Annotated in this window: 22 protein-coding genes; 11 read left to right on the top strand and 11 right to left on the bottom strand. The window is 71.5% G+C overall.

The window, feature by feature from the left end:
* Window positions 1-495, top strand: a 495-nt coding sequence (locus AB0C99_RS37710; RefSeq protein ID WP_362484721.1) for a hypothetical protein, incomplete at its 5' end; no start/stop codon positions are given.
* Between the two features lie 50 nt (window positions 496-545).
* Here the strand turns inward: AB0C99_RS37710 and AB0C99_RS37715 are convergent.
* From AB0C99_RS37715 to AB0C99_RS37765, 11 genes are all read right to left on the bottom strand, one after another.
* Window positions 546-3,035 (bottom strand): hypothetical protein, encoded by a 2,490-nt coding sequence (locus tag AB0C99_RS37715; protein ID WP_362484723.1) that lies wholly within the window; start codon window positions 3,033-3,035, stop codon window positions 546-548.
* A 156-nt stretch (window positions 3,036-3,191) separates the two neighbouring features.
* Window positions 3,192-3,476, bottom strand: coding sequence for a hypothetical protein (locus AB0C99_RS37720; RefSeq protein ID WP_362484725.1), 285 nt, complete (start codon window positions 3,474-3,476; stop codon window positions 3,192-3,194).
* Between the two features lie 47 nt (window positions 3,477-3,523).
* Window positions 3,524-4,582, bottom strand: a complete 1,059-nt coding sequence (locus AB0C99_RS37725) for a conjugal transfer protein (protein WP_362484727.1) — start codon at window positions 4,580-4,582, stop codon at window positions 3,524-3,526.
* A gap of 72 nt (window positions 4,583-4,654) precedes the next feature.
* Window positions 4,655-4,876: a hypothetical protein gene (locus tag AB0C99_RS37730; RefSeq protein WP_362484729.1), complete on the bottom strand. Its 222-nt coding sequence runs from the start codon at window positions 4,874-4,876 to the stop codon at window positions 4,655-4,657.
* A complete protein-coding gene (locus AB0C99_RS37735) occupies window positions 4,876-5,289 on the bottom strand; it encodes a hypothetical protein (protein ID WP_362484731.1) in 414 nt (137 codons plus the stop codon). The genes AB0C99_RS37730 and AB0C99_RS37735 overlap by 1 nt, the downstream gene beginning before the upstream one ends.
* Window positions 5,290-5,300: 11 nt before the next feature.
* Window positions 5,301-5,687, bottom strand: a complete 387-nt coding sequence (locus AB0C99_RS37740; RefSeq protein ID WP_362484733.1) for an RRQRL motif-containing zinc-binding protein — start codon at window positions 5,685-5,687, stop codon at window positions 5,301-5,303.
* Window positions 5,688-5,768: 81 nt separating this feature from the next.
* Entirely contained in the window at window positions 5,769-6,071 is a 303-nt protein-coding gene (locus tag AB0C99_RS37745) for a hypothetical protein (RefSeq protein WP_362484735.1), read from the bottom strand.
* A gap of 1 nt (window position 6,072) precedes the next feature.
* Complete coding sequence (locus AB0C99_RS37750) at window positions 6,073-6,378, bottom strand: hypothetical protein (RefSeq protein ID WP_362484737.1); 306 nt, start codon at window positions 6,376-6,378, stop codon at window positions 6,073-6,075.
* Complete coding sequence (locus AB0C99_RS37755) at window positions 6,375-6,632, bottom strand: hypothetical protein (RefSeq protein ID WP_362484739.1); 258 nt, start codon at window positions 6,630-6,632, stop codon at window positions 6,375-6,377. Before AB0C99_RS37755 ends, AB0C99_RS37750 begins: the two co-directional genes overlap by 4 nt.
* On the bottom strand, window positions 6,629-6,775 hold the full coding sequence (locus tag AB0C99_RS37760) for a hypothetical protein (protein ID WP_362484741.1): 147 nt from the start codon (window positions 6,773-6,775) through the stop codon (window positions 6,629-6,631). The genes AB0C99_RS37755 and AB0C99_RS37760 overlap by 4 nt, the downstream gene beginning before the upstream one ends.
* Window positions 6,772-7,200, bottom strand: coding sequence for a hypothetical protein (locus AB0C99_RS37765; protein WP_362484743.1), 429 nt, complete (start codon window positions 7,198-7,200; stop codon window positions 6,772-6,774). The genes AB0C99_RS37760 and AB0C99_RS37765 overlap by 4 nt, the downstream gene beginning before the upstream one ends.
* Window positions 7,201-7,393: 193 nt before the next feature.
* Here AB0C99_RS37765 and AB0C99_RS37770 point away from each other — a divergent pair, with 193 nt between their 5' ends.
* The 10 genes from AB0C99_RS37770 to AB0C99_RS37815 all read left to right on the top strand — a co-directional run bounded on the left by AB0C99_RS37770 (window position 7,394) and on the right by AB0C99_RS37815 (window position 17,735).
* Window positions 7,394-8,128, top strand: a complete 735-nt coding sequence (locus AB0C99_RS37770; RefSeq protein ID WP_362484744.1) for a GntR family transcriptional regulator — start codon at window positions 7,394-7,396, stop codon at window positions 8,126-8,128.
* A gap of 378 nt (window positions 8,129-8,506) precedes the next feature.
* Window positions 8,507-12,127: a DUF927 domain-containing protein gene (locus AB0C99_RS37775; protein WP_362484746.1), complete on the top strand. Its 3,621-nt coding sequence runs from the start codon at window positions 8,507-8,509 to the stop codon at window positions 12,125-12,127.
* A 6-nt stretch (window positions 12,128-12,133) separates the two neighbouring features.
* On the top strand, window positions 12,134-12,733 hold the full coding sequence (locus AB0C99_RS37780; protein WP_362484748.1) for a hypothetical protein: 600 nt from the start codon (window positions 12,134-12,136) through the stop codon (window positions 12,731-12,733).
* A 159-nt stretch (window positions 12,734-12,892) separates the two neighbouring features.
* The gene (locus AB0C99_RS37785; protein ID WP_362484750.1) at window positions 12,893-13,345 is read left to right on the top strand and encodes a hypothetical protein; all 453 of its coding nucleotides are present in this window, start codon (window positions 12,893-12,895) and stop codon (window positions 13,343-13,345) included.
* A 27-nt stretch (window positions 13,346-13,372) separates the two neighbouring features.
* Window positions 13,373-13,636 carry a hypothetical protein gene (locus tag AB0C99_RS37790; protein WP_362484752.1) on the top strand — a complete coding sequence of 88 codons (264 nt, stop codon included), beginning with the start codon at window positions 13,373-13,375 and terminating at the stop codon, window positions 13,634-13,636.
* Between the two features lie 1,002 nt (window positions 13,637-14,638).
* The gene (locus AB0C99_RS37795) at window positions 14,639-15,442 is read left to right on the top strand and encodes a ParA family protein (RefSeq protein WP_362484754.1); all 804 of its coding nucleotides are present in this window, start codon (window positions 14,639-14,641) and stop codon (window positions 15,440-15,442) included.
* Complete coding sequence (locus AB0C99_RS37800) at window positions 15,439-15,858, top strand: hypothetical protein (RefSeq protein ID WP_362484756.1); 420 nt, start codon at window positions 15,439-15,441, stop codon at window positions 15,856-15,858. Before AB0C99_RS37795 ends, AB0C99_RS37800 begins: the two co-directional genes overlap by 4 nt.
* 198 nt (window positions 15,859-16,056) lie before the next feature.
* Window positions 16,057-16,509: a protein kilB gene (locus tag AB0C99_RS37805; RefSeq protein ID WP_362484758.1), complete on the top strand. Its 453-nt coding sequence runs from the start codon at window positions 16,057-16,059 to the stop codon at window positions 16,507-16,509.
* Between the two features lie 54 nt (window positions 16,510-16,563).
* On the top strand, window positions 16,564-17,154 hold the full coding sequence (locus AB0C99_RS37810) for a hypothetical protein (RefSeq protein WP_362484760.1): 591 nt from the start codon (window positions 16,564-16,566) through the stop codon (window positions 17,152-17,154).
* An 89-nt stretch (window positions 17,155-17,243) separates the two neighbouring features.
* Window positions 17,244-17,735: a transcriptional regulator gene (locus AB0C99_RS37815; RefSeq protein WP_362484762.1), complete on the top strand. Its 492-nt coding sequence runs from the start codon at window positions 17,244-17,246 to the stop codon at window positions 17,733-17,735.
* Window positions 17,736-18,154 lie beyond the last annotated feature (419 nt).

Genomic DNA, 18,154 nt, shown 5'->3' on the forward strand with positions numbered 1-18,154 from the left:
GTCACCCGCGCCCACGCCTCCTCCACCATCTACCTGGAGGTCGCCGCCGGAGTCGTCACCTTCATCCTCCTCGGCCGCTACCTGGAGGCCGGCCCAGCCGGGCCAGAGAATTCGCGGAGCGAATTCAAATTCGCGGCCATTCGGAACGCGCTTCGCGCATTCCTGGACGGGTTTCCGGCACGTTTATGGCCGCGCCGGAAATTCGAATCTGAATTCTTCGCGCTTCGCGCTCAGAGCCGTTTAGATGTCGAATGGGAGGGGTTCCCAGGCTTCTTTTTGACGCCGCCGAATTCGGCATTTCAGGCACGGCTCCGGCCAACTCGAATAATCTTCTCCGAATTCCTCTCCGCACTCCGGGCATTTTCCGCAGTACGGATCTCCGCAGTTTTCACCGCAGTTTTCGCACGCATTCTCTTCCTGCATTCCAGCCGCCTTTCCGTGAGAAATTTGGAATTGCCGAGAAAGGTACCAGGAAGGGTCCAGACATGCAAATAGGCCCCCTCCGAGGAGGGGGCCTATCGCCGATTGAGTGGTGTTTCCCCTGGTCAGGGGGCTACGTTCTCCTTCGGCTGGTAGTACGCCTGAATCTGGGCGACCGTGTACAGCTCCTTTCCGTTCTTCTCGATGCCGCGCGGGAAGTCGGTGCGGCGCTGCTTGTGCTTGCGCATGGTGCCGTCGGCCGGCACCGCCGGGTCGTCCTCCAGGCGGCGGGCGATCTCGGAGAGCGGGAGCAGCTCCGGGGGCGCCGTGGGGTCGGCCTGGGGGGCCTCGTGGGCCCCCTCGCCGCCCTGGCCGGGGATCAGTCGGAGCCTGTCACGCGGGGCTGTCACGCCGGGTGTCACGCTGGGGGTGAGCGTGACACCGCGACCTGCGGTTTCTTCGCTCAGACCCCCCTCAGAACCCCCGGTGGGGCCGTTGGCGGCAGTGTCGCGTGACAGGGGCTCTGCGCGGCCCTGGAGGAGCTTGGGGACGCCCTGCGGGGAGACTGCCGGCGGGGCGACGTAGAGGCCGCGGTCGCTGTAGCCGAAGCGCTCGCGCAGGTCCCGGTAGTACTGGTTGTAGAGCTTGATGGCCTCGGTCTCGGTGGCGGGGCGCTTTTCCCCTTCTTCGCCCGTGGGGATGAAAAGGTAGGGGGTCTGGTAGGTGATGGGGCTTCCCTCGCTGACCATGGCCATGCGCCCGGCCTTTTCGACGTTCGGCGGCATTACCGACTTGCTCATGCCGGTAATTCGCTCCCACTGCCTCACGTCGTAATTGCCGAGAACCTTGAGGCGGAAAAGGGGCTGGAGGGACGTGCCGCCGAACTGGTTGTCCTTGAAGTCCTGGAATACCGCGATCAGGTGGACGTTGGCCGCGCGCCCGAATCGGAGCATGTACGCAACGACGTCTTCCCAGATCGGGTCGGCGGCTGCTTCCTTCTCTTCTCCGGTCTTGATACGAATGCGGTTCCAGACGGCGCGAAGAAGTCCGCTCAGTTCGTTGCACTCTTCGAGAAAGACGTACAGTGGCGGGAATTCCGTCGCGGTTCCCTGCTCGATTTCGAAGAATCGGGCGGCGGTGACGTCGGCTGCCCATTCCAGGCCCCGGCGCATGTCGATTGCGTTATTCGGGTCCTTGTAGAGGTGGACGCCGGGGATTCCCTCCAGGGGCTTGAGGCTGATGAGCTTCGGGTCGATTCCGACGATGGTGCCCTTCTTCATGAGCATCTGGACGGCGAGCCACTGAAGGGTGGTGGACTTGCCGCCGCCGGAGCCGACCGAGTAGGCCCAGTGCGACAGTTCGCCGCTCATCTTCCGCTTGACGAGTTCGTTGTTCTCGTCCACGCCGAGGAGGAATTCCTCCGGGGCGAGGTTGGCCAGGGCCTCCTGGATGCGCGGGTCGGACAGGTCGACGGCGTCGGGCGGGGTGGGCTCGGGCTTGGGCGGGGCCGGCGGCGGCTTGTGGGTGTAGACGGCGGTGGCGTGCTCTCCGGTGAAGGAGAAGCGGGCGACCCACTCCCCCGGCACACGGGAGTTGATGAGGGTGCCGAGGTTCTGGCGGTCCAGCTCAGAGCCGCGGAACGTCCAGGGCAGGCGGATGACGATCCGGGCGCCGTCGGCGGCCAGGCGCTCGGGCAGGCTCAGCCAGTTCTCCCAGGGCTCGTCCTCGGGCAGACCGAGGTCGGCGCGCAGGATCGTCCAGATCTTCGGGCCGTAGACGGCGTCGTCGCCGGGCGGCTTGGGCTTGAAGCGGGTGGCGGCGGCGACGGCGGCGACGAGCGCGAGGACCAGGAGGACGAGGGTGGTGGTGCGCCAGGCCGGGACGAGGAGGCCGAGGAAGGCGGCGGTGGCGGCGAGGCGGGCCGCTCCTCGGGCGGCGTACGGCCAGCAGTGCCAGGAGGTGGCGGCGCGGGCGAGGGTGACGACCACAGGGGCGACGGCGCCGTAGACGGCCTTCACGACGCGGGCGACGGCCTTGTACCAGCCGTGGACTCGGCGGGCGGCCCGTACGGCCCACAGGACGGCGCGCAGGGCCCTGTCGAGCGCGCGGGAGCCCTTGCCCTTGTAGGAGCCGATCCAGCCCGCCGCCTTGCGGGCCCAGGGTCGGGGCTGGCCCTTCTTGGTCAGGGAGACCTTGGGCGGGGCGACGGCGATCGAGGCCATGGAGATGGTCTCGGCGGGCTTGGCCGGGCGGTCGGTGCGGGTGCCGGCCTTCCAGAAGGTGGCGGTGCTCTTCGGCTCGCCGCGGGTCTCGTAGCCGCCGTAGAAGCGGATGACGGCCCAGGGGGCCATGACGATGCTGACCAGGGTGGACCAGAGGCCCTTGAGGGCCTTCCAGAGGCTCTTGTCGGCCTTCTGTCCGGCCTCGGCGGTCATGTCGCCCTTGATGCCGTGCTGCTTGGCCAGGATGGCGCCGACGATGACCAGGCCGACGAGGGTGAGGTTCCCGCCGGGGAGGTTCTCGGAGAGCCAGCGCAGGATGCCCGTGATGACGTCGGAGGTGCCGGAGTCGGGCGGCGCCGGCGCCTGGGTGTCGGCCGCGGCTGCGGCGGTCATGCTGTGCATCGAGGTCGGTCCCCTTCTGGGTGGTGCGGCCCGCCGCCCGGCAGGTGGTCTCTGGCAGGAGTGGCCTGCCGGGCGGGAGCCTGGGTCACTGAGTACAGGTGCGAAATCCGGCGACGGTGTGACACTCCGCCGGAACTTTCTTGCTGGTCAGAAGGGCGGGAGCGGCCCGCCGCGCTCGGCGTCGTCGTCCTCCTGGTCCTCGTCGGCGTTAACGGCGGCCTCGGCGGCCTGGGCGTTGGCGGCGAGCTGGGCGTAGACGCGGGCCATCTCGATGTGGAGGCCGGCGCGGGCGATGGTCCCGGCGGGGTCGCCCGAGTTGGTGGAGGCGTCCGTGAGGCTCCGGGCGTGGTGGAGGCGGTCGATCGCGGAGGCGGTCAGGTCGGCGGCGGTGGGCAGCTCGGGCACGGCGGGGTCCTTTCGGGTGTCGGTCACGCAAGGAGCGGCCGGGCCGGATGTGTGACATCCGGCCCGGGGGCGGTTTAGAGGTAGGGGCCGGAGACCTTGGCGTCGGTCTCCGCCTCGGCGGCGGGGGCGGCCTTGGCCTCGCGCCAGTAGCGGGTGACGGTCTGCTGGAAGGTCTTGTCGTCGGCGTCGCGGCCGTGGCGGGTGGCGATGGCGGCGAGGACGTGCTGGACGTCCTTGACGCCGTCCTCGGCCATGCGGCGGACGTCGGCGGCGATCGACGGCTTCTTGGGCTTCTCGGTCTGGACGAGCGCGAGCGACGGGCGGACGTTCTCGGTCTCTTCGTGCTGGTCAGAGCCGGTGCTCTGCGGATATCCGCCCTCGTCCTCGCGGAGAGTGGCGCCGTGGGCTCGCGGCGTCGTGGCGTCACCAGTGGACGTGGGGAGGATGGCCGGGGCCTCGGTGGCGGACGCGGCGAGGAGGGCGGGGCGGGCGGCGGACAGGCCGGGGGTGAACATCCGCTCCAGGGCGACGTCGGCGGAGGCGGAGAGTCGGGTGCGCTGGACGTTCAGGAGGTCGGCGCCGAGGGCGGTGTCGCCCTCGCCGACCATCCGGGCGAGGCGCCAGGACTTGCGGACGGACGCCTTGCGGGCCCGCTTCGACGGGTGGGCGGTGGCGCGGGCCTGGTGGTAGGCGAGGTCGCGGATGACGGCGGCGGCGCGGGTCTCCGCCTCGACGTCACGGCCGTCCTGGTGGATGACGACGATCCGGGCGAGGTAGGCGATGGCCTCGGCGGCGGCCGTGATCGCCATCGGGGTCAGCGCGTAGACGATGGTCTGGCCGAGGCCGTGGGCGGCGGTGGCGCCCATGACGGCGGCGGCGGCGGGCAGGGCCCAGAGGCCGGCGCGGACGATCCGCGGGGCCGGGCGGGAGAACAGCGTGGTGACGAGGAGGACGAGCGCCATGACGGCGGTGGCGCCTTCACCGGCGGCGAGGGCGCCGAGGGCGGTCTCACCGCCGTACTTCACCGAGAGGTTGTTGTAGGTGCCGATGCCGCCGAGGACGCCGATGGCGACCATCGGGACGATGGTGGCGATCAGGAGGGTCTTCTGGAGCTTGCTGATCGGGTTCTTCACCGAAGGTGCCTTTCAGAGGTCTGGGGTGGCGTCACGACGTCGCGGCGTCGTGACGCCATGAGTGGGGGAGGGTCAGCGGTTCGGGACCGGGTGCTTGCGGCCGGTGCGGCGGATCTCGTGGGCGTGGACGAGGACCGGGGCGACGGTCCAGCCGAGCTGGTCGACGGTCCAGCGGCCTCCGGTGAGGGGGCCGGGCTCGACCTCGTCCAGGACCCGTCCGGTCCGGCCGACCGCGCGGGGGTTGTCGGCGCACGCGACGACCAGGACCTCGTCGCCGCCCTCGAACGCCGCCATCACTTGCCGCCGTTCTTGCCGAGGCCGCCGAAGAGGCCGGCCTTCTGGGGCTTGGCGGGCTTGGGCGTCTCGCGCAGGGCCTTGATCCCGGCGGCGACGCCGATCACGCCGACCCCGATGCCGATCCCGCCGTAGGCGACGGCCTGGCCCATGGCGGCGACCGCGGGGGCGGCGACGACCAGGAGCACGGTGGCGGGGGTGCAGAGGATGACCAGGCCGACGGCGGCGATCAGGCCGTTGCGGAGCCAGGACGGGATGGGCTGGGTGGGCATCTGGACGATGACCGGGGGCTGGCCCTGCTGGACCGGGATGTAGACCGGCTGACCCTGCGGGGTGTACGCGACGGTCATGCCGGGCGGGATGACGGCGGGCAGCGGGGTCGGGGTGTAGGGCTCGATGGGCTGGGAGTTCACGGTCGGTCCTCTCAGGCCGCGAGGGCGGCGGTGTCGGCGCAGTCCGGGCAGGTGCCGAGCGACGTCGGGATGACGTAGCCGCGGTCGACGCGGCAGGCGGGGCAGGTGCGGCGGGCGCGCATCATGGCGTCGTGGGCTCGCCAGCGGCCGGGGGTCATGGCTCGGACCGGGGCGGCGAGGGCGATGAGGTAGAGGTAGGCGGCGCGGACGGGGCGGGTGCGGGTGCCGGGGGTGCGGCGGCCGTGCCAGAGGATCTGGGCGGCGACCGGCTGGCCGGCGGGGCGGAGCCCGAGTTCGCGGAGCTGGCGGCGGGTGGCCAGGCCCTCAGGGGCCAGGCGCCGGGGGTAGGTGGGGAGCCCGTAGGTCTCGCCGGTCGGGTCGTAGAACTTGGTGGTCACTGGGCACCTCCCTTGGCTGGTCTGGCGGATGTGGTGGTGTCGTGGGCTCATGGCGTCACGACACCACCAGGAGCGGACAGGTCAGGATTCGTCGGGGTAGACGGCGATCCATCCGGCCCAGTCGGCGATCCGGTCGGCCAGCTCCAGGGCCGCGTCCTGGGCGGAGCGGCGGCCGGGGCCGGGGGAGACCCACCAGAGGCCGGCGCCGAGGGCGGCGGCGATGGCGACGGGAAGGGCGGAGAGGATCGCGGCGGCGGAGGTGAGGCCGAGGCCGAGGAGGGACTGGGCGGTCGGCAGCGCCACCAGGAGCACGGTGGTGAAGACGATCAGGGCCTCGGTGCGGACGAGGGCCCAGACGGCGGGCCAGGCGAGGATCGTTCGCATCTCAGAACCACCCCTTCGACTTCCGCTCGGCGCGGGCGGCGACCTTGGCGGCGATCTCGTCGTTCTTGGCCTGCTGCGCGGCGGCCAGCTCGGCCTTGGCGACGGCCTCGGCGTCGGCCCAGATCCGCTCGATCGCCCGGTCCGCCATCGGCGCGTTGCGGCGGCGGATGCCCTGGCCGATCGAGACGGTCGCGGCGGCGAAGTACTTGGCCTGGTCCCCGGCGGACAGGGCCGAAGAGTCCTTGCGCTGGATCCGGGCGAGGCGGGCGGCGGCGGTGGCGATGGCCTGGTCGATCTTCCTGCTCATCGGGCGTTCTCCTCGGTGGTCTCGCGCTTGGGGTAGGTGTGGCCGGCGGGCGGGTAGATCTCGGCCTCGACGTCGGTCAGCAGGCCCTCCATGACGACGGCCTCGAAGTCCGCGGCCCAGTCGTCCTCGTCGAACGCGTCCCAGTCGGGGACGGGCCCGAGGTCGAACGCGATGTCGGCGGCGTCCAGGAGGCGGCGGGTGCGGGCCTCGTCGTCGGTACGGGTCTCGCGGCGGGGGGTGAACCAGGACCTCACCGGGCACCCCCGGCGGCGGCGGCCTGCTGGGCGCGGATGGCCTCGGCGGCGGCGCGGGCGGCCTCCGCGTCGGCGGCGGCACGCGCGGCCTCGGCGAGGGCGTGGGCGGTGGCGGTCTCGACGGCGGGGTCGTAGGCGCTCATGCCGCCACCGCCGGGGCGCCGACGGAGCTGCCGGTCTTCTTGTAGTGGAGGTCCGCGGCGGCGTTGGCCGCGCGGCAGCGGCGGCAGATCGCGTCGCCCCGGCTCTTGTGGGCCCGGTAGCCGCGGGTCGTCCCGCACACGACGGGCTCGGACCGGGTGGTCTTGGTCTCGTCGGGGAACAGGGTCTTGAGCTTGCGGGCGTCCACGCCGACCAGGGCGGCGACGAGGGTGTAGCCGATCCCCGCCTCGAGGAGGAGGGACGCCGCGTAGCGGGCCTCGTCCTGGGTGAGGCGGGCGCCGTCGCGGTGACCGGTCATGGCCCGCTCGACGGCGATGAGGTCGATAACGGCCAGGCCCTCGGGGCCGGCCATGAAGACCGTGGTCGCCGCCATGCGCGGCACCCGGATGTGCTCGATACGATCCATGGAGGATCGCTCCCTTCTGGGCAAATCAGACAGGGTTCGGTCTAGGCCCCAGTCCGGAGGTGAGATGCCGGACTGGGGCTGCGCTCTGATAGTGCTAGAACACTCAGGGTGTGTCAACAACTAGAACCCTTGCGGGTCGACAGGTAGCATGTGCCACGTAGTGATCTAGAACCCTGACCAGAGAGGGAAGACCATGTCTCCCCGTATCGAGCGCACGCCTCCTTACATGCAGGTGGTGCAGCACTTCCGGAAGCGGATCGTGGAAGGAGAGCTCAAGGACGGGGACCGCCTGCCGTCCGTCCGACAGATCGCGGAGGAATGGAACCTGGCGCACGCCACGGCCTCTAAGGTCCTCGCCACCCTTCGGGGCGACGGGCTCGCCGAGTCCCAGCAGGGAGTCGGCACGGTCGTGCGAGCCCGGGTGCACCGAAGCGCGGCCGACCGTGCCCTTCGGATGCTCTCCACCGGCAAGATCTACGCGCCGAACGAGTACGCGGTCATCACTGCGGCCGGCCTCGCGGTGGCGCCCTCGCACATCGCGGAGGCTCTGGGGATCGAGAAGGGTGCCCAGGCCGTACGCCGTCAGCGAGTCACCCACGACGAGACGGGGCCTGTCTCCGCCTCGACGTCTTGGTTCGCCGCCGAGCTGGCCGAGCTGGCGCCGGCGCTTCTGTCGACCGACCGGATCCAGGGCGGCACCCCGTCCGTCATCGAGGCCGCCACGGGGCGGCGCACTCAGATCGTTGACGAGCGGAAGACCGTGGCAACTGCGACTCCCGAACAGGCCGAGGCCCTCGCGATAGAGCCCGGCTCGCCCGTTCTCCTCGGGCGGAACGTCTACCGGGATGCCGACGGCGAACCGATCGAGGTCGGCGAGTCCATCTCTGGGCCGGGTCGTTGGTTCTTCAGCCGGTACGAGGTCAGCTAACGCCGGACCCTGCGTGTCCGCTTACGGGCGTAAGCTGCACGGAACAACTGAACAAGATCCATAAACGCAAAAATGCCGCACGCCCCAAACCCGGGGTCTCGGTCAGGGGTCGAAGCCTGAACGAGGTCGAAGTCCCGGAGGGAGGGGCGCGCGGCGACCAAAGCAAGGTCTGCTGCCGAGTGTAGAGCAGGGGTGGGGAGATTTCTCCCCCACCCTGCTGACGTCGTGACGTCACATTCGCGCGGTGGGCCGCAGAAGGGAACCTGCGTGACCACCACGGAAATCCCCGCTCAGACGCCGCAGCAGACGCGGCGGGCGGGGACTGTACGACCCCTGGAGCGGGACGGCGTCCCCCCGGGATGCCGTCCCATCCCCGGGATGAAGAAGGGCTGGTACTACCAGGAGAACCGGCGGGCGATCCTCTGGCAGGCCGCCGCCGAGGAGCCCCCGGTCCTGATCGGGTACGTGCCCGAGATCACCGCGACGATCGCCCACGTCACCGATGACGGCGAGTACATCCGGACCGAGTACCTCGCGCGCGGCCGGCGCCAGAAGAACCCGCGGATCCTCACCGAGGACGAGCTGGACCGGGGCACGTGGGCCGCGAAGTGCGGCGCACGCCGCCCGACCGGCAACGACGAGAAGCACGCGTTCGCCAAGGTCATGCGCGAGCAGGGCGACAAGGCTCCCGAGGTCCCGGCCCGGACGTACTACAACGAGGCCGGTGACCTCGTCTTCCCCGAGGCCGAGGCGCAGACCCTCGGCTACCGCGTCCTGCGCGGCGAGGAGGAGGCCGCCCGCGAGGCGTGGGAGGAGATCGGCGCCTGGGCCCTGTCCTGCGGGAAGTCGGCCCTCGTCATCGGCGCGATGTTCGCCGGTCCGGTCCTCGACTCCCTCGACGTCCTCGGCCACATGGGCAACTGCTACGGGCCCGGCCAGCAGGGCAAGAGCACGATCGCGACCGTGGCGTGCGGCGCGTTCGGCGACATCAAGCCCCGCCGCCAGCAGATCCTCATCACCTGGAACAGCTCGAAGCAGGGCATCACCCAGACCCTCCGCCAGCGCGGCTTCCTCCCGATCGGCCTGGACGAGCACAGTTCCTCCGGCCGGCGGATCCAGGAGTCCTCGCGCGAGATCTCCCAGATGGTCGCCGGTGCCGTACGCGCCATGGGCACCGCCGACGGCAGCCCGCGCGAGTCGGACGGGTTCTGGCACTCCTTCGCGCTGTCCACCAGCAACGAGCCGTTGAAGCACGAGGGCCAGACCGAAGACCTCGCGACCCGCCTCCAGGAGTTCCAGGCCCCCTTCTTCCCCAACGTGATGCTGCTGGCCGACGGATCGCCCGCACCCGAGGGCCACGCCGGAGCCGAGCACGTCTCCAAGCGGCTCAAGCGGCTGGCGAAGAACTTCGGCGGCTGGCCCCTGGAGTGGGCGATCCGCCGGGGGATGTACCGCGCGGAGAACCTCGTCCAGCTCAAGAAGCTCCACCTGGAGCTGTGTGCGAAGCACCGCCCCGCCCAGGGCGGCATCGCCGCCACGATCGCCGAGCTGCACATGGCCTGGGTCGTCGGCGCCCACATGTTCGCCGAGGCCATCAAGGTCCCCGGCCTCGGCCTCACCGCCGAGCAGGAGGCCGCCGAGCGTCTGGCCGCCGCCATCGTCCAGGCCGACGAGGCCAACCTGCCCGACCACGAGAAGCTGTGGAACGCGCTCGACTCCCTTCGGATCGAGGCGTCCGCCTTCCCGGACATCGACAAGCTGCCCGTGGCCGCCGAGGAGGGCTTCCGGCGGCTCCGCGGCTTCACCAACCCCGAGACCCGCGAGTGGTGGGTGATCGACCCCGTGGTCCGCGAGGCCGGCACCCAGGCCGGGATCGACAACATCACCGCCGCCCTCCAGAAGCTCGACGGCCTCGGCGTCCACATCCGGGGCACCGGCAAGCACGCGCAGCGGAAGCTGCCCCGGTCCCTCCAGGACAGGGGCCTCGGCATCCGGATGCACTGCTTCAACACCCGCAAGGCCGCCGAGATCTTCGCCCCGGAGCCCGACGACGACGGCGACCCGCAGGGCGGCGGCGGACCCGAGTTCCCGGGTGGGACCACCCCCCGGGACCACCCCGGGACCACCGGGGTGGTCCCGGAAAACAGCCCCCTGACCTGCGGTGGGACCACCGGGACCACCGGGACCACCCTGGAACTCTTCGACTTCTCTAAGAGGGACGGGACCACCCCCGGCGGCGCGGAGACCGCCACCCCTGCTGACGACGCCGCGACGTCGCGGGCTCGTGACGTCACCAACACCGCCCAGGCGCCGGCCTCGACCCCGACGGCCCTCTACCCGCCCGCCCGGATGCACCAGCCGAGCGAGGACGCCCACGACCGGGTCTGGTTCGACCTGGAGCGCCGGGCCAAGGGCCGCACCGCGTCTGCACTCCGCCTCGGCGTCCTCGGCGACGGCCGCCTGCTGCTGCCGAACCACCAGCCGGTGACCGTGCCGATGCCGACGCACGTCGACCACGTCCCCGCCCTCATGCAGGCGTACGGGCTCAAGACCCTCTACATCCACGAGGAGGCCCTGGGAGCGATGGGCCTGCCCACCCTCGGCGAGCGGATCGCCCTGGGCATCGCCCAGAAGCGGGCGGCCGAGGGCCTCGGCCCCGACGAGTACGTCCGCCGCCCCGGCGCCCAGACCCCCATCGCCCACCCCTGGGCCACCCCGACCGAGGGCGGACCGATCGCCGAGATGCGCTCGGAGGCCGCCCTGTCGTCCTGGATGACGCTGGTCCTGGCCGACGGAACCGGCCTCGACCGGCGGCTGTCCGTCGCCGTCCCGGCCTGGGAGGACCGGATCAAGAAGGCCCGGTCGACCCGCCTCGGCGGCCTCGGCGGCCCGGAGACCCCCGAGGTCCTCCTGGACGCGCTGATGGTCTGGACGCTCTCCACCGTCCATGGCACCCAGGACTTCCCCGAGGTCCACCCCTACTACGGCAGCACGAACAAGACCGCCGAGGACCTCGCGGGCGGCGCCGGTCGCACCGATGTCGCCTGCGACGCCGTGCGCCGGCGCCTGGTGCCCCCGGCCGACCCCGAGAACCTGGAGGGCCGGATCCCGACGATGGTCCCCCAGATCTGGGAGAAGCCCCTGGCCGACTTCACCGACGCCCAGCGGGCGGCGGCCTGGATCCAGGAGTACGACAAGACGGCGGCCTGGCTGCCCGCGTTCTCCAACGTCAGGTTGGGTGTCGGCGAGCCGACCCACCTCGAGGACGGGGCGATCGAGTTCGACAAGCGGTTCGCCGGGTACTGGCGTGTCGCCGAGATCCCCGGCGTCGTCGCCATCGAGGGCCTGCCCCCGCTGGTCTTCAAGGAAGCCGAGGGCGGCGGCTACTGGGTCGCGACCCCGAACGTCGACCTCCTCCTGGAGCTGTGGCCCGACTGGCGCCCGGAGATCCTCGAAGCCTGGGTGTGGACCGACTCCAAGCGGGCCCTGGAGGGCTTCTACCGCAAGGTCCGCACGTCCCGCGAACGGATCGTCGCCGCGATCGAGGCCGGGCGCCCCGGCGCGAAGTACGCCAAGCAGCTCAACGGCGCGATGTACCAGTCGTTCCGCGGCTACCTCTCCCGCTCCAAGGGACCCCGCCTCGACCACACCACCGGCCAGCCGTACGCCAAGGACATCTACTGGCGCCCCGACTGGGCCGCGATGATCCTGGCCCACGCGACGTCGAACATGTACCGCAACCTCGTCCGGTTCGCGAAGGAGGAGGGCGTCACCCCTCTCTACGTGAACGTCGACGCCGCCGGGTTCGCCTCGCAGCACGCCGACCCCGAACTGGCGGCGCCGGCCGCGATGAAGCTCGGCTCCCTCGGCGGGCAGTGGACGGCGGAGAACACCGCCCCCATGGCCGACTTCCTGCCTCTCTTCGAGCAGGTCACCAAGACCAGCAGGGCCCACATCCACAAGAAGATCGAGCAGTACACCGCTGAGCGGGGGGAGTGACCAGTCATGGCGAAGTGGTGGAAGCTCGGGTTCGGCAAGAAGGACAAGGAGCAGGGCCCCCCGCCGGAGACGCCGCCGACCCCGGCGGCACCGGCTCCGGCCCCGCCGCCCCAGGAGCCCCCACAGGAGGCGGCCGAGGAGGCCCCGAAGAAGCGCGGCTTCCTCGGTCGGCTGGCCGACAAGGTCACCGGCAAGGCCAGGAAGGAGAAGGCCGCCAAGGCCGAGGGCGAGGCTGAGGCGCCGCCAGAGGCCCCGCCGGAAGCACCGGCCGCGAAGCCCTCCGCTCCTCCGGCCGGGGGAGGCGGTGAGGGCGAGGAAGCCGGTGAGGGCGGCGGCGCCGGTCCTGAAGCACCGGAGAAGGAGCGGTACTTCCCCTCCAGCATCAGCGTGAGCGCGGACGGCGACTGGTCCATCTCCGCCAACACCTGGTACGGCACGATGTCCGGCACCCTCACCGGCCACAGCTCGGTCAAGGAGTTCATCCTCGCCTACGAGAAGGGCAACTGGACCCGCTGCTGCGAGCTGATCGCAGGGGTCTGGCCCAGCGACGCCGCCGACCTCGTGGACGTGTACGCCTCCGAGATCCACAGCGTCACCTGGAGCTGAGCGACGGGGCCCGCACCGCAAGGTGCGGGCCCCTTTTGTGGCGTCGTGACGTCACGACGCCACGGACTCACCACACCTTCGGGTGATCAGGCCCCGCAAGGCCCCTCCGGGGGTGCAGGATGACCCCCGAGGCCCCCGACCAGGAGGAGACCACCTCCCGTGACCAGTGCCCCGACTCCCGAGTACGGCGCCCCGTACATCCCGATCACGACCACCAGGAGCACGACCGTGACCGACACCGAAGCCCCCGTGTACGTCCTGATCCGCCCCGACGGCCGCGCCGAGTGGGGCAGCCGCATCAACCTCGCCGAGGAGGAGCTGGGCCCCCACGGCGTCGGCCGAGGGTTCCTCACCGACGGCTCCCGCCTCCGCATCGCCATGTCCGACTGCGCGCTCGTCCTCCGCGACGAGTACGAGCCCAACCCGTACGCTGCCGCGACCCTCGCCCGCGTCGCCGGGTTCAGTCCCGAGGCCGCCCCCGAGACCCGCGGGCCGGTCATCCTCTTCGGCTGGGACCCCCGCAACGAGTGGGACAGCACCCGCCCCCTGTCGAGCGACGAGCGGGCCCTCATCGAGGAGGCCCTCACCGCCGCCGGCTGCACGACCGCCTGACCTTCCCTCACCACCAGGAGCACGACCATGACCGACCCCGACGACTCCGACGTCCTCCTCGGCGACGAGGAGGACCAGGAGGACGAGGACCTCCTGGAGCCGTACGACCCGGCCCTGCTGCCCGAGCACCTCCGGGGCCTGGTTGCCCCCGGCTCCCGCGTACTGCGGTGCAAGGCGTGCGGCGACGTCCGCGACGAGGCCCCCAACGCCCGCTTCGATCCGTGGAAGGGCCACTGGCCCGACGAGTGCGAGGCCATCGCCGCCGCCGGGGGGAGAGCCCCCGAAGCCTGACCCGCAGCCCCCGAGGAGGCCCCCGCCGACGCCCGGCGGGGGCCTCCTCGTTTGTCCTCCTGAACAGAGTTACCGAGTGGGACCACCCCCCGGGACCACCCCGGGACCACCCGGGTGGTCCCACAAAACAGGCCCCTGACCTGCGGTGGGACCACCGGGACCACCGGGACCACCCTTCTTCGCCCGAGCATCTATATACGGGGGCCGTGGTGAGTCCGCTACCGGCACCCGCGCCGACTCGTTCACCACGGCATGGAGACGCCCCACCTGAGAGGTCCACCCCCTGTCTTCCCAGGTGAACGGGGAAGCTGATAGCTGATAGGCACCCTGTGGTAAGTCCCCGCGGCTGCTGCAACGCGCGGGTGCAACAGACCCTCCGGTCCCCGCTGCAACACGGGCCCCGTTGCAGCTCTGACCTCGCACAACACCTCTCCACCTGCCGTTGCAGCCCTCGTGTTGCAAGGCCCGGGGCCTGTCGCGCGGGCCTCTGCTGCGGGGCCTGTCGCGGCTGTGAGCTGGACTTACACCCTCACTCCCCACCGTTCTCACCACGCGACAGGCGACACGCGACAACCCGGCGGTGGGACGCCTAAGGTCCGTAAGCCTCCGTAGCCTCCTCGCTCGGCGTCTGCGGGCCGGTGACACGGGGCAAAAGCGGCTGGCGGCGGGAGGGGTGGGGTCGGCGGGCGCGCGGCCGGCCTCTGCCCGGCCCGTACGGGGCCGGGCGCCGTACCCCCGCCGTCACCACCGCGCGAGCGTGAGGCGACCGCGCCGCCCGGCCGTGGCTGAGGGGGAGCAGCTGCTGCCGCGCGGTGGCCGAGGCCGGTGTGGTCGCTCCGCGTCGGCGCGGGTATCGCCGTGGCGAAGCCGCGTACCGCACCCCTCACCCTCCCCGGCCGGCGCCGTCTATCGCCTGCGGATCGCGGTCGGTGGACCCGCGAGGCCGCGACGTCGTGACGTCACCAGACCACTACCCTGATCACACCCACCAGGAGGAAGCCCATGAGCACTCGCCGACGAGCGCGACGGATCGCGATCGGCAACAACAAGGGCGGCGCGAAGAAGACGACCAGCACGGTCCGCCTCGCCGAAGGTCTCGCCGCCCTCGGCCACACCGTCGGCGTCGCCGAGCTGGACCCCCAGGCCAACGCATCCCGCCGCCTCGGCTGGAAGGACGACCTCACCACGCCGACAATCGCCGACGCCCTCCACCCGGAGAACCTTGTCGACGGCATCGCCGCCGGCCTCTGGCAGCCGTGCGGCTGGCAGGCCCCCTACGCCTCCCGCATCCACGTGCTGCCCGCGCGGTTCACCCTCCAGGACCGCGACGTCGAAGCCGGGCACAAGGGCGCCTGGCGGCGGTTCCTCCGCGCTCTCAAGGGCGCCGACGACCACCTCGACTTCCTCCTGGTCGACCTCCAGCCCTCCCTCGGCCACCTGACCCAGATGGGCCTCGCCGCCGTCGACCACACCCTCGTCACCTTCGAGCCCGAGTACGACTCCCTCGAGGGCGCCGTACGGTTCCGCGACTTCGTCGCCAGCTCCCGCGACGACCTCGCCAACGAGGACCTGGACGTCCTCGGCTACATCCCCTCCGGCTACGACGGCCGCCTCGCCGGCCACCTCGGCCAGCTCACCAACGCGCGGACTCTCTTCGGCGACCAGCTCTGGGACGCCGTCCCCCGCCGATCGCTCCTGATGACCGCCGACGAGTTCGCCCAGCCCCTCACCGACGTGAGCGGGAGCCACGAGATCCGCGCCGTCTACGAAATCCTCGCCCGCCGCCTCGTGGAGGTCACCTCATGAGCAAGCAGCCCCGCCCCATGCCCGAGCCCACGTCCCCGATCGGCGAGGCCGCCCGCAAGATCCGGGTCAGCGTCGACCCCCTCAAGGTCGGCGACGGCACCCAGGACAAGCGCCGCCAGGACGACGAGCACCAGGAGGACGGACTCTTCGAAGAACCCGAGCGCTCGGGCCTCCGGCCCAGGCCCAAGCCCGGCCGCACCCGCGGGGGCCAGTCCGCACCGCCGGCCGCTGTCGACGCCATCCCGACGACCATCCGGTTCGACCCGGAGGAAGCCGCGGCGATCGACCTCTGGATCCTCTCCCTGCGCGAGGCCGCCGGCCGCCGCAGGCTCGACAAGGCCGAGGTCTTCCGCGAGCTGGTCAGGCTCGCCCAGCAGCACGGGCCGACCGAGCGAGCCCTACTCAAGCGCCTCTAGCCCTCTCACTTACCAAGGCCCCGGAGACCTGTCTCCGGGGCCTTTTCGCGCTTACCAGGCCAGTTCAGCGGCTCACCGTGACCCCGTGAGTCCGTGGCGTCGTGACGTCACGAAGCCCCTTGACAAGGGGTACGAACCTTCGTACCTTTGGGGTGTGGGTACGAAGGTTCGTACCCCTCTCGGAGAAGGGGGACCACCATGCTCGCCACCGTCATCGCCGTCCTCGGCACCCTCCTCGGCGCCGTCGTCGCCGGAGTGATCCAGCACCGCACCGCCCGCGCCGGCCGCGACGCCGTCCGCACCGACCAGCGCACCGCCCGCGAGCTGGACGCCGTCACCGCCCTCGCCTCCGCCGTCGCCGCCCACCGCCGCGCGATGGCCGTACGCGAAGACCTCCGCCTCACCGGAGACGCCCCCGACGCCTACGCCGCCGCCCGCGCCGAGTCCCACGCCACCCGCTCGGCCATCGAGGCGCCCCGCGTCCTCGTCTCGATCCTCGTCCCCGCCCTCGCCCCCGCCGCCGACGAGGCCGCCAAGGCGTCCTACGCGCTCCGGGGCGCCCGCGACCTCGACACCCTCGCCGCCCGCCGCGAGGCCGCCATCGCCGCCGCCGACCGCTTCACCGCGGCCGCCGCCCGCCACTTCGCCTGACCACCCCTCGGCGCCGCCAGACGCGGCGCCGGCACCCACCCGAAGGAGAACCCCATGGACTCGCTCAGCTACCGCACCGGCGACCAGGCCCGCCTCGGCGGAGTCGACGTCACCATCAGCCTCACCCCCGACGAGGCCGCCGCCCTCGGCCCCGAGCTGGACATGCTCGCCGACTGGTTCGACTCCGCCCTCTGGGCCCTCGCCCTCCTCCGCAACGGCTCCAACAGCAGGAACGTCGACCGCGGGGCCTCGGCGGACGTCACCGCCCGCGCCTTCTACACGGTCATCAACGACGTCGACACCCGCCTGCTGCCCCGACTCCAGGGCGTCCGCGACGCCGCGATCCGCCGCCAGGCCGAGCTCGGCGGCTCGCTCGGCGACCTCGCCCTCGCGATGGACGTCAGCAAGTCGACCGCCCAGTCCCGCCGCAAGGCCGTCCTGGAGGGCCGCGACCGCCCGTCCCAGTGGGAGAACTGGGCCACCAAGGGCGGGCCCCAGGGCCGCTCGATCTGCACCGCGTGCGGAAGGCCGGCGCTTCCCTCCGACCAGCTCGTCACCACCGCCGCCGAGGGCTACCGGATCCACCGCAGCCACACCGAGGACCCCAAGAGCGGCTTCCACGGCGCCGCCCTCGCCCAGGACTGACCCCGCACGTACGGGGTGGCCGTCCACTGCCAGGCGCACGGCCACCCCGCTCCTCCCGACCCGTTCACCAGACCAGGAAGGCCACCATCATGACCGACCCCGCCGCCGTCGCGACCGCCGCCACCTTCGCCGCCGTGTTCATCGCCCTCTGGATCGGCCACACCGTCGGCGACCACTGGGTCCAGTCCTCCTGCCAGGCCGCCCACAAGGGCCTCCCCGGCCGCGTCGGCCGCCTCGCCTGCACCCGCCACGTCCTCGGCCTCACCGCCACGAAGGCTGCCGTCCTCGCCCCTGTCGCCCTGGTCCTCGGCCTCGACCTCGGCGCCGCCGGCCTCATCGTCGGGTTCCTCCTCGACGCGGCGAGCCACTGGTGGGCCGACCGCCGCACCACCCTCGCCGCCCTCGCCCGGACCTGCGGAAAGGCCGAGTTCTACAGCCTCGGAACCCCCGCACACCCGGCCCACCCGGTCACCGCCGAGGGCACCTACGCCCCCACGATCGGGACCGGCGCCTACGCGCTCGACCAGAGCTGGCACACCCTCTGGCTCGGCGCCGCCGCCCTGATCATCGCCGCACTCTAACCCTCCACCACACACCACGAATTCCCCCGACCCACAGGGTCGGGGGAATTCGCGTTACCAGCGGTAACACTCCCTGACCTGCGAAAACTTGCCCGCATAAACCGACAGAAAGCGGACCTAAAGGCCGTCGAAAAGGCCGGGCAATTCCGGGGGATTGCCGCGCCGAGCGAAATTGAATTCCCGCAATTCTGGCGACCGACCCGCCGTTAGCGAAAAAGAAATCGGGCGCGGACGCCCTCCCATTCGGTCTGCGACCGAATTCCGGAATTCCGCTGCGCTCCATTCCGGAAACGGCGGGGGGAATTCGCTCCGCGAATTCAAGAATGGACCGAATTCCGGCGCTCCGCGCCGGAATAGGCCCGTGGACGTAGGGGCCGGTGACCTGTCCGGTGACGATGGCGTCGCCGGTCCGGATCTCC

The organism is Streptomyces sp. NPDC048659, from assembly GCF_040650575.1.
Classification (GTDB): Bacteria; Actinomycetota; Actinomycetes; order Streptomycetales; family Streptomycetaceae; genus Streptomyces.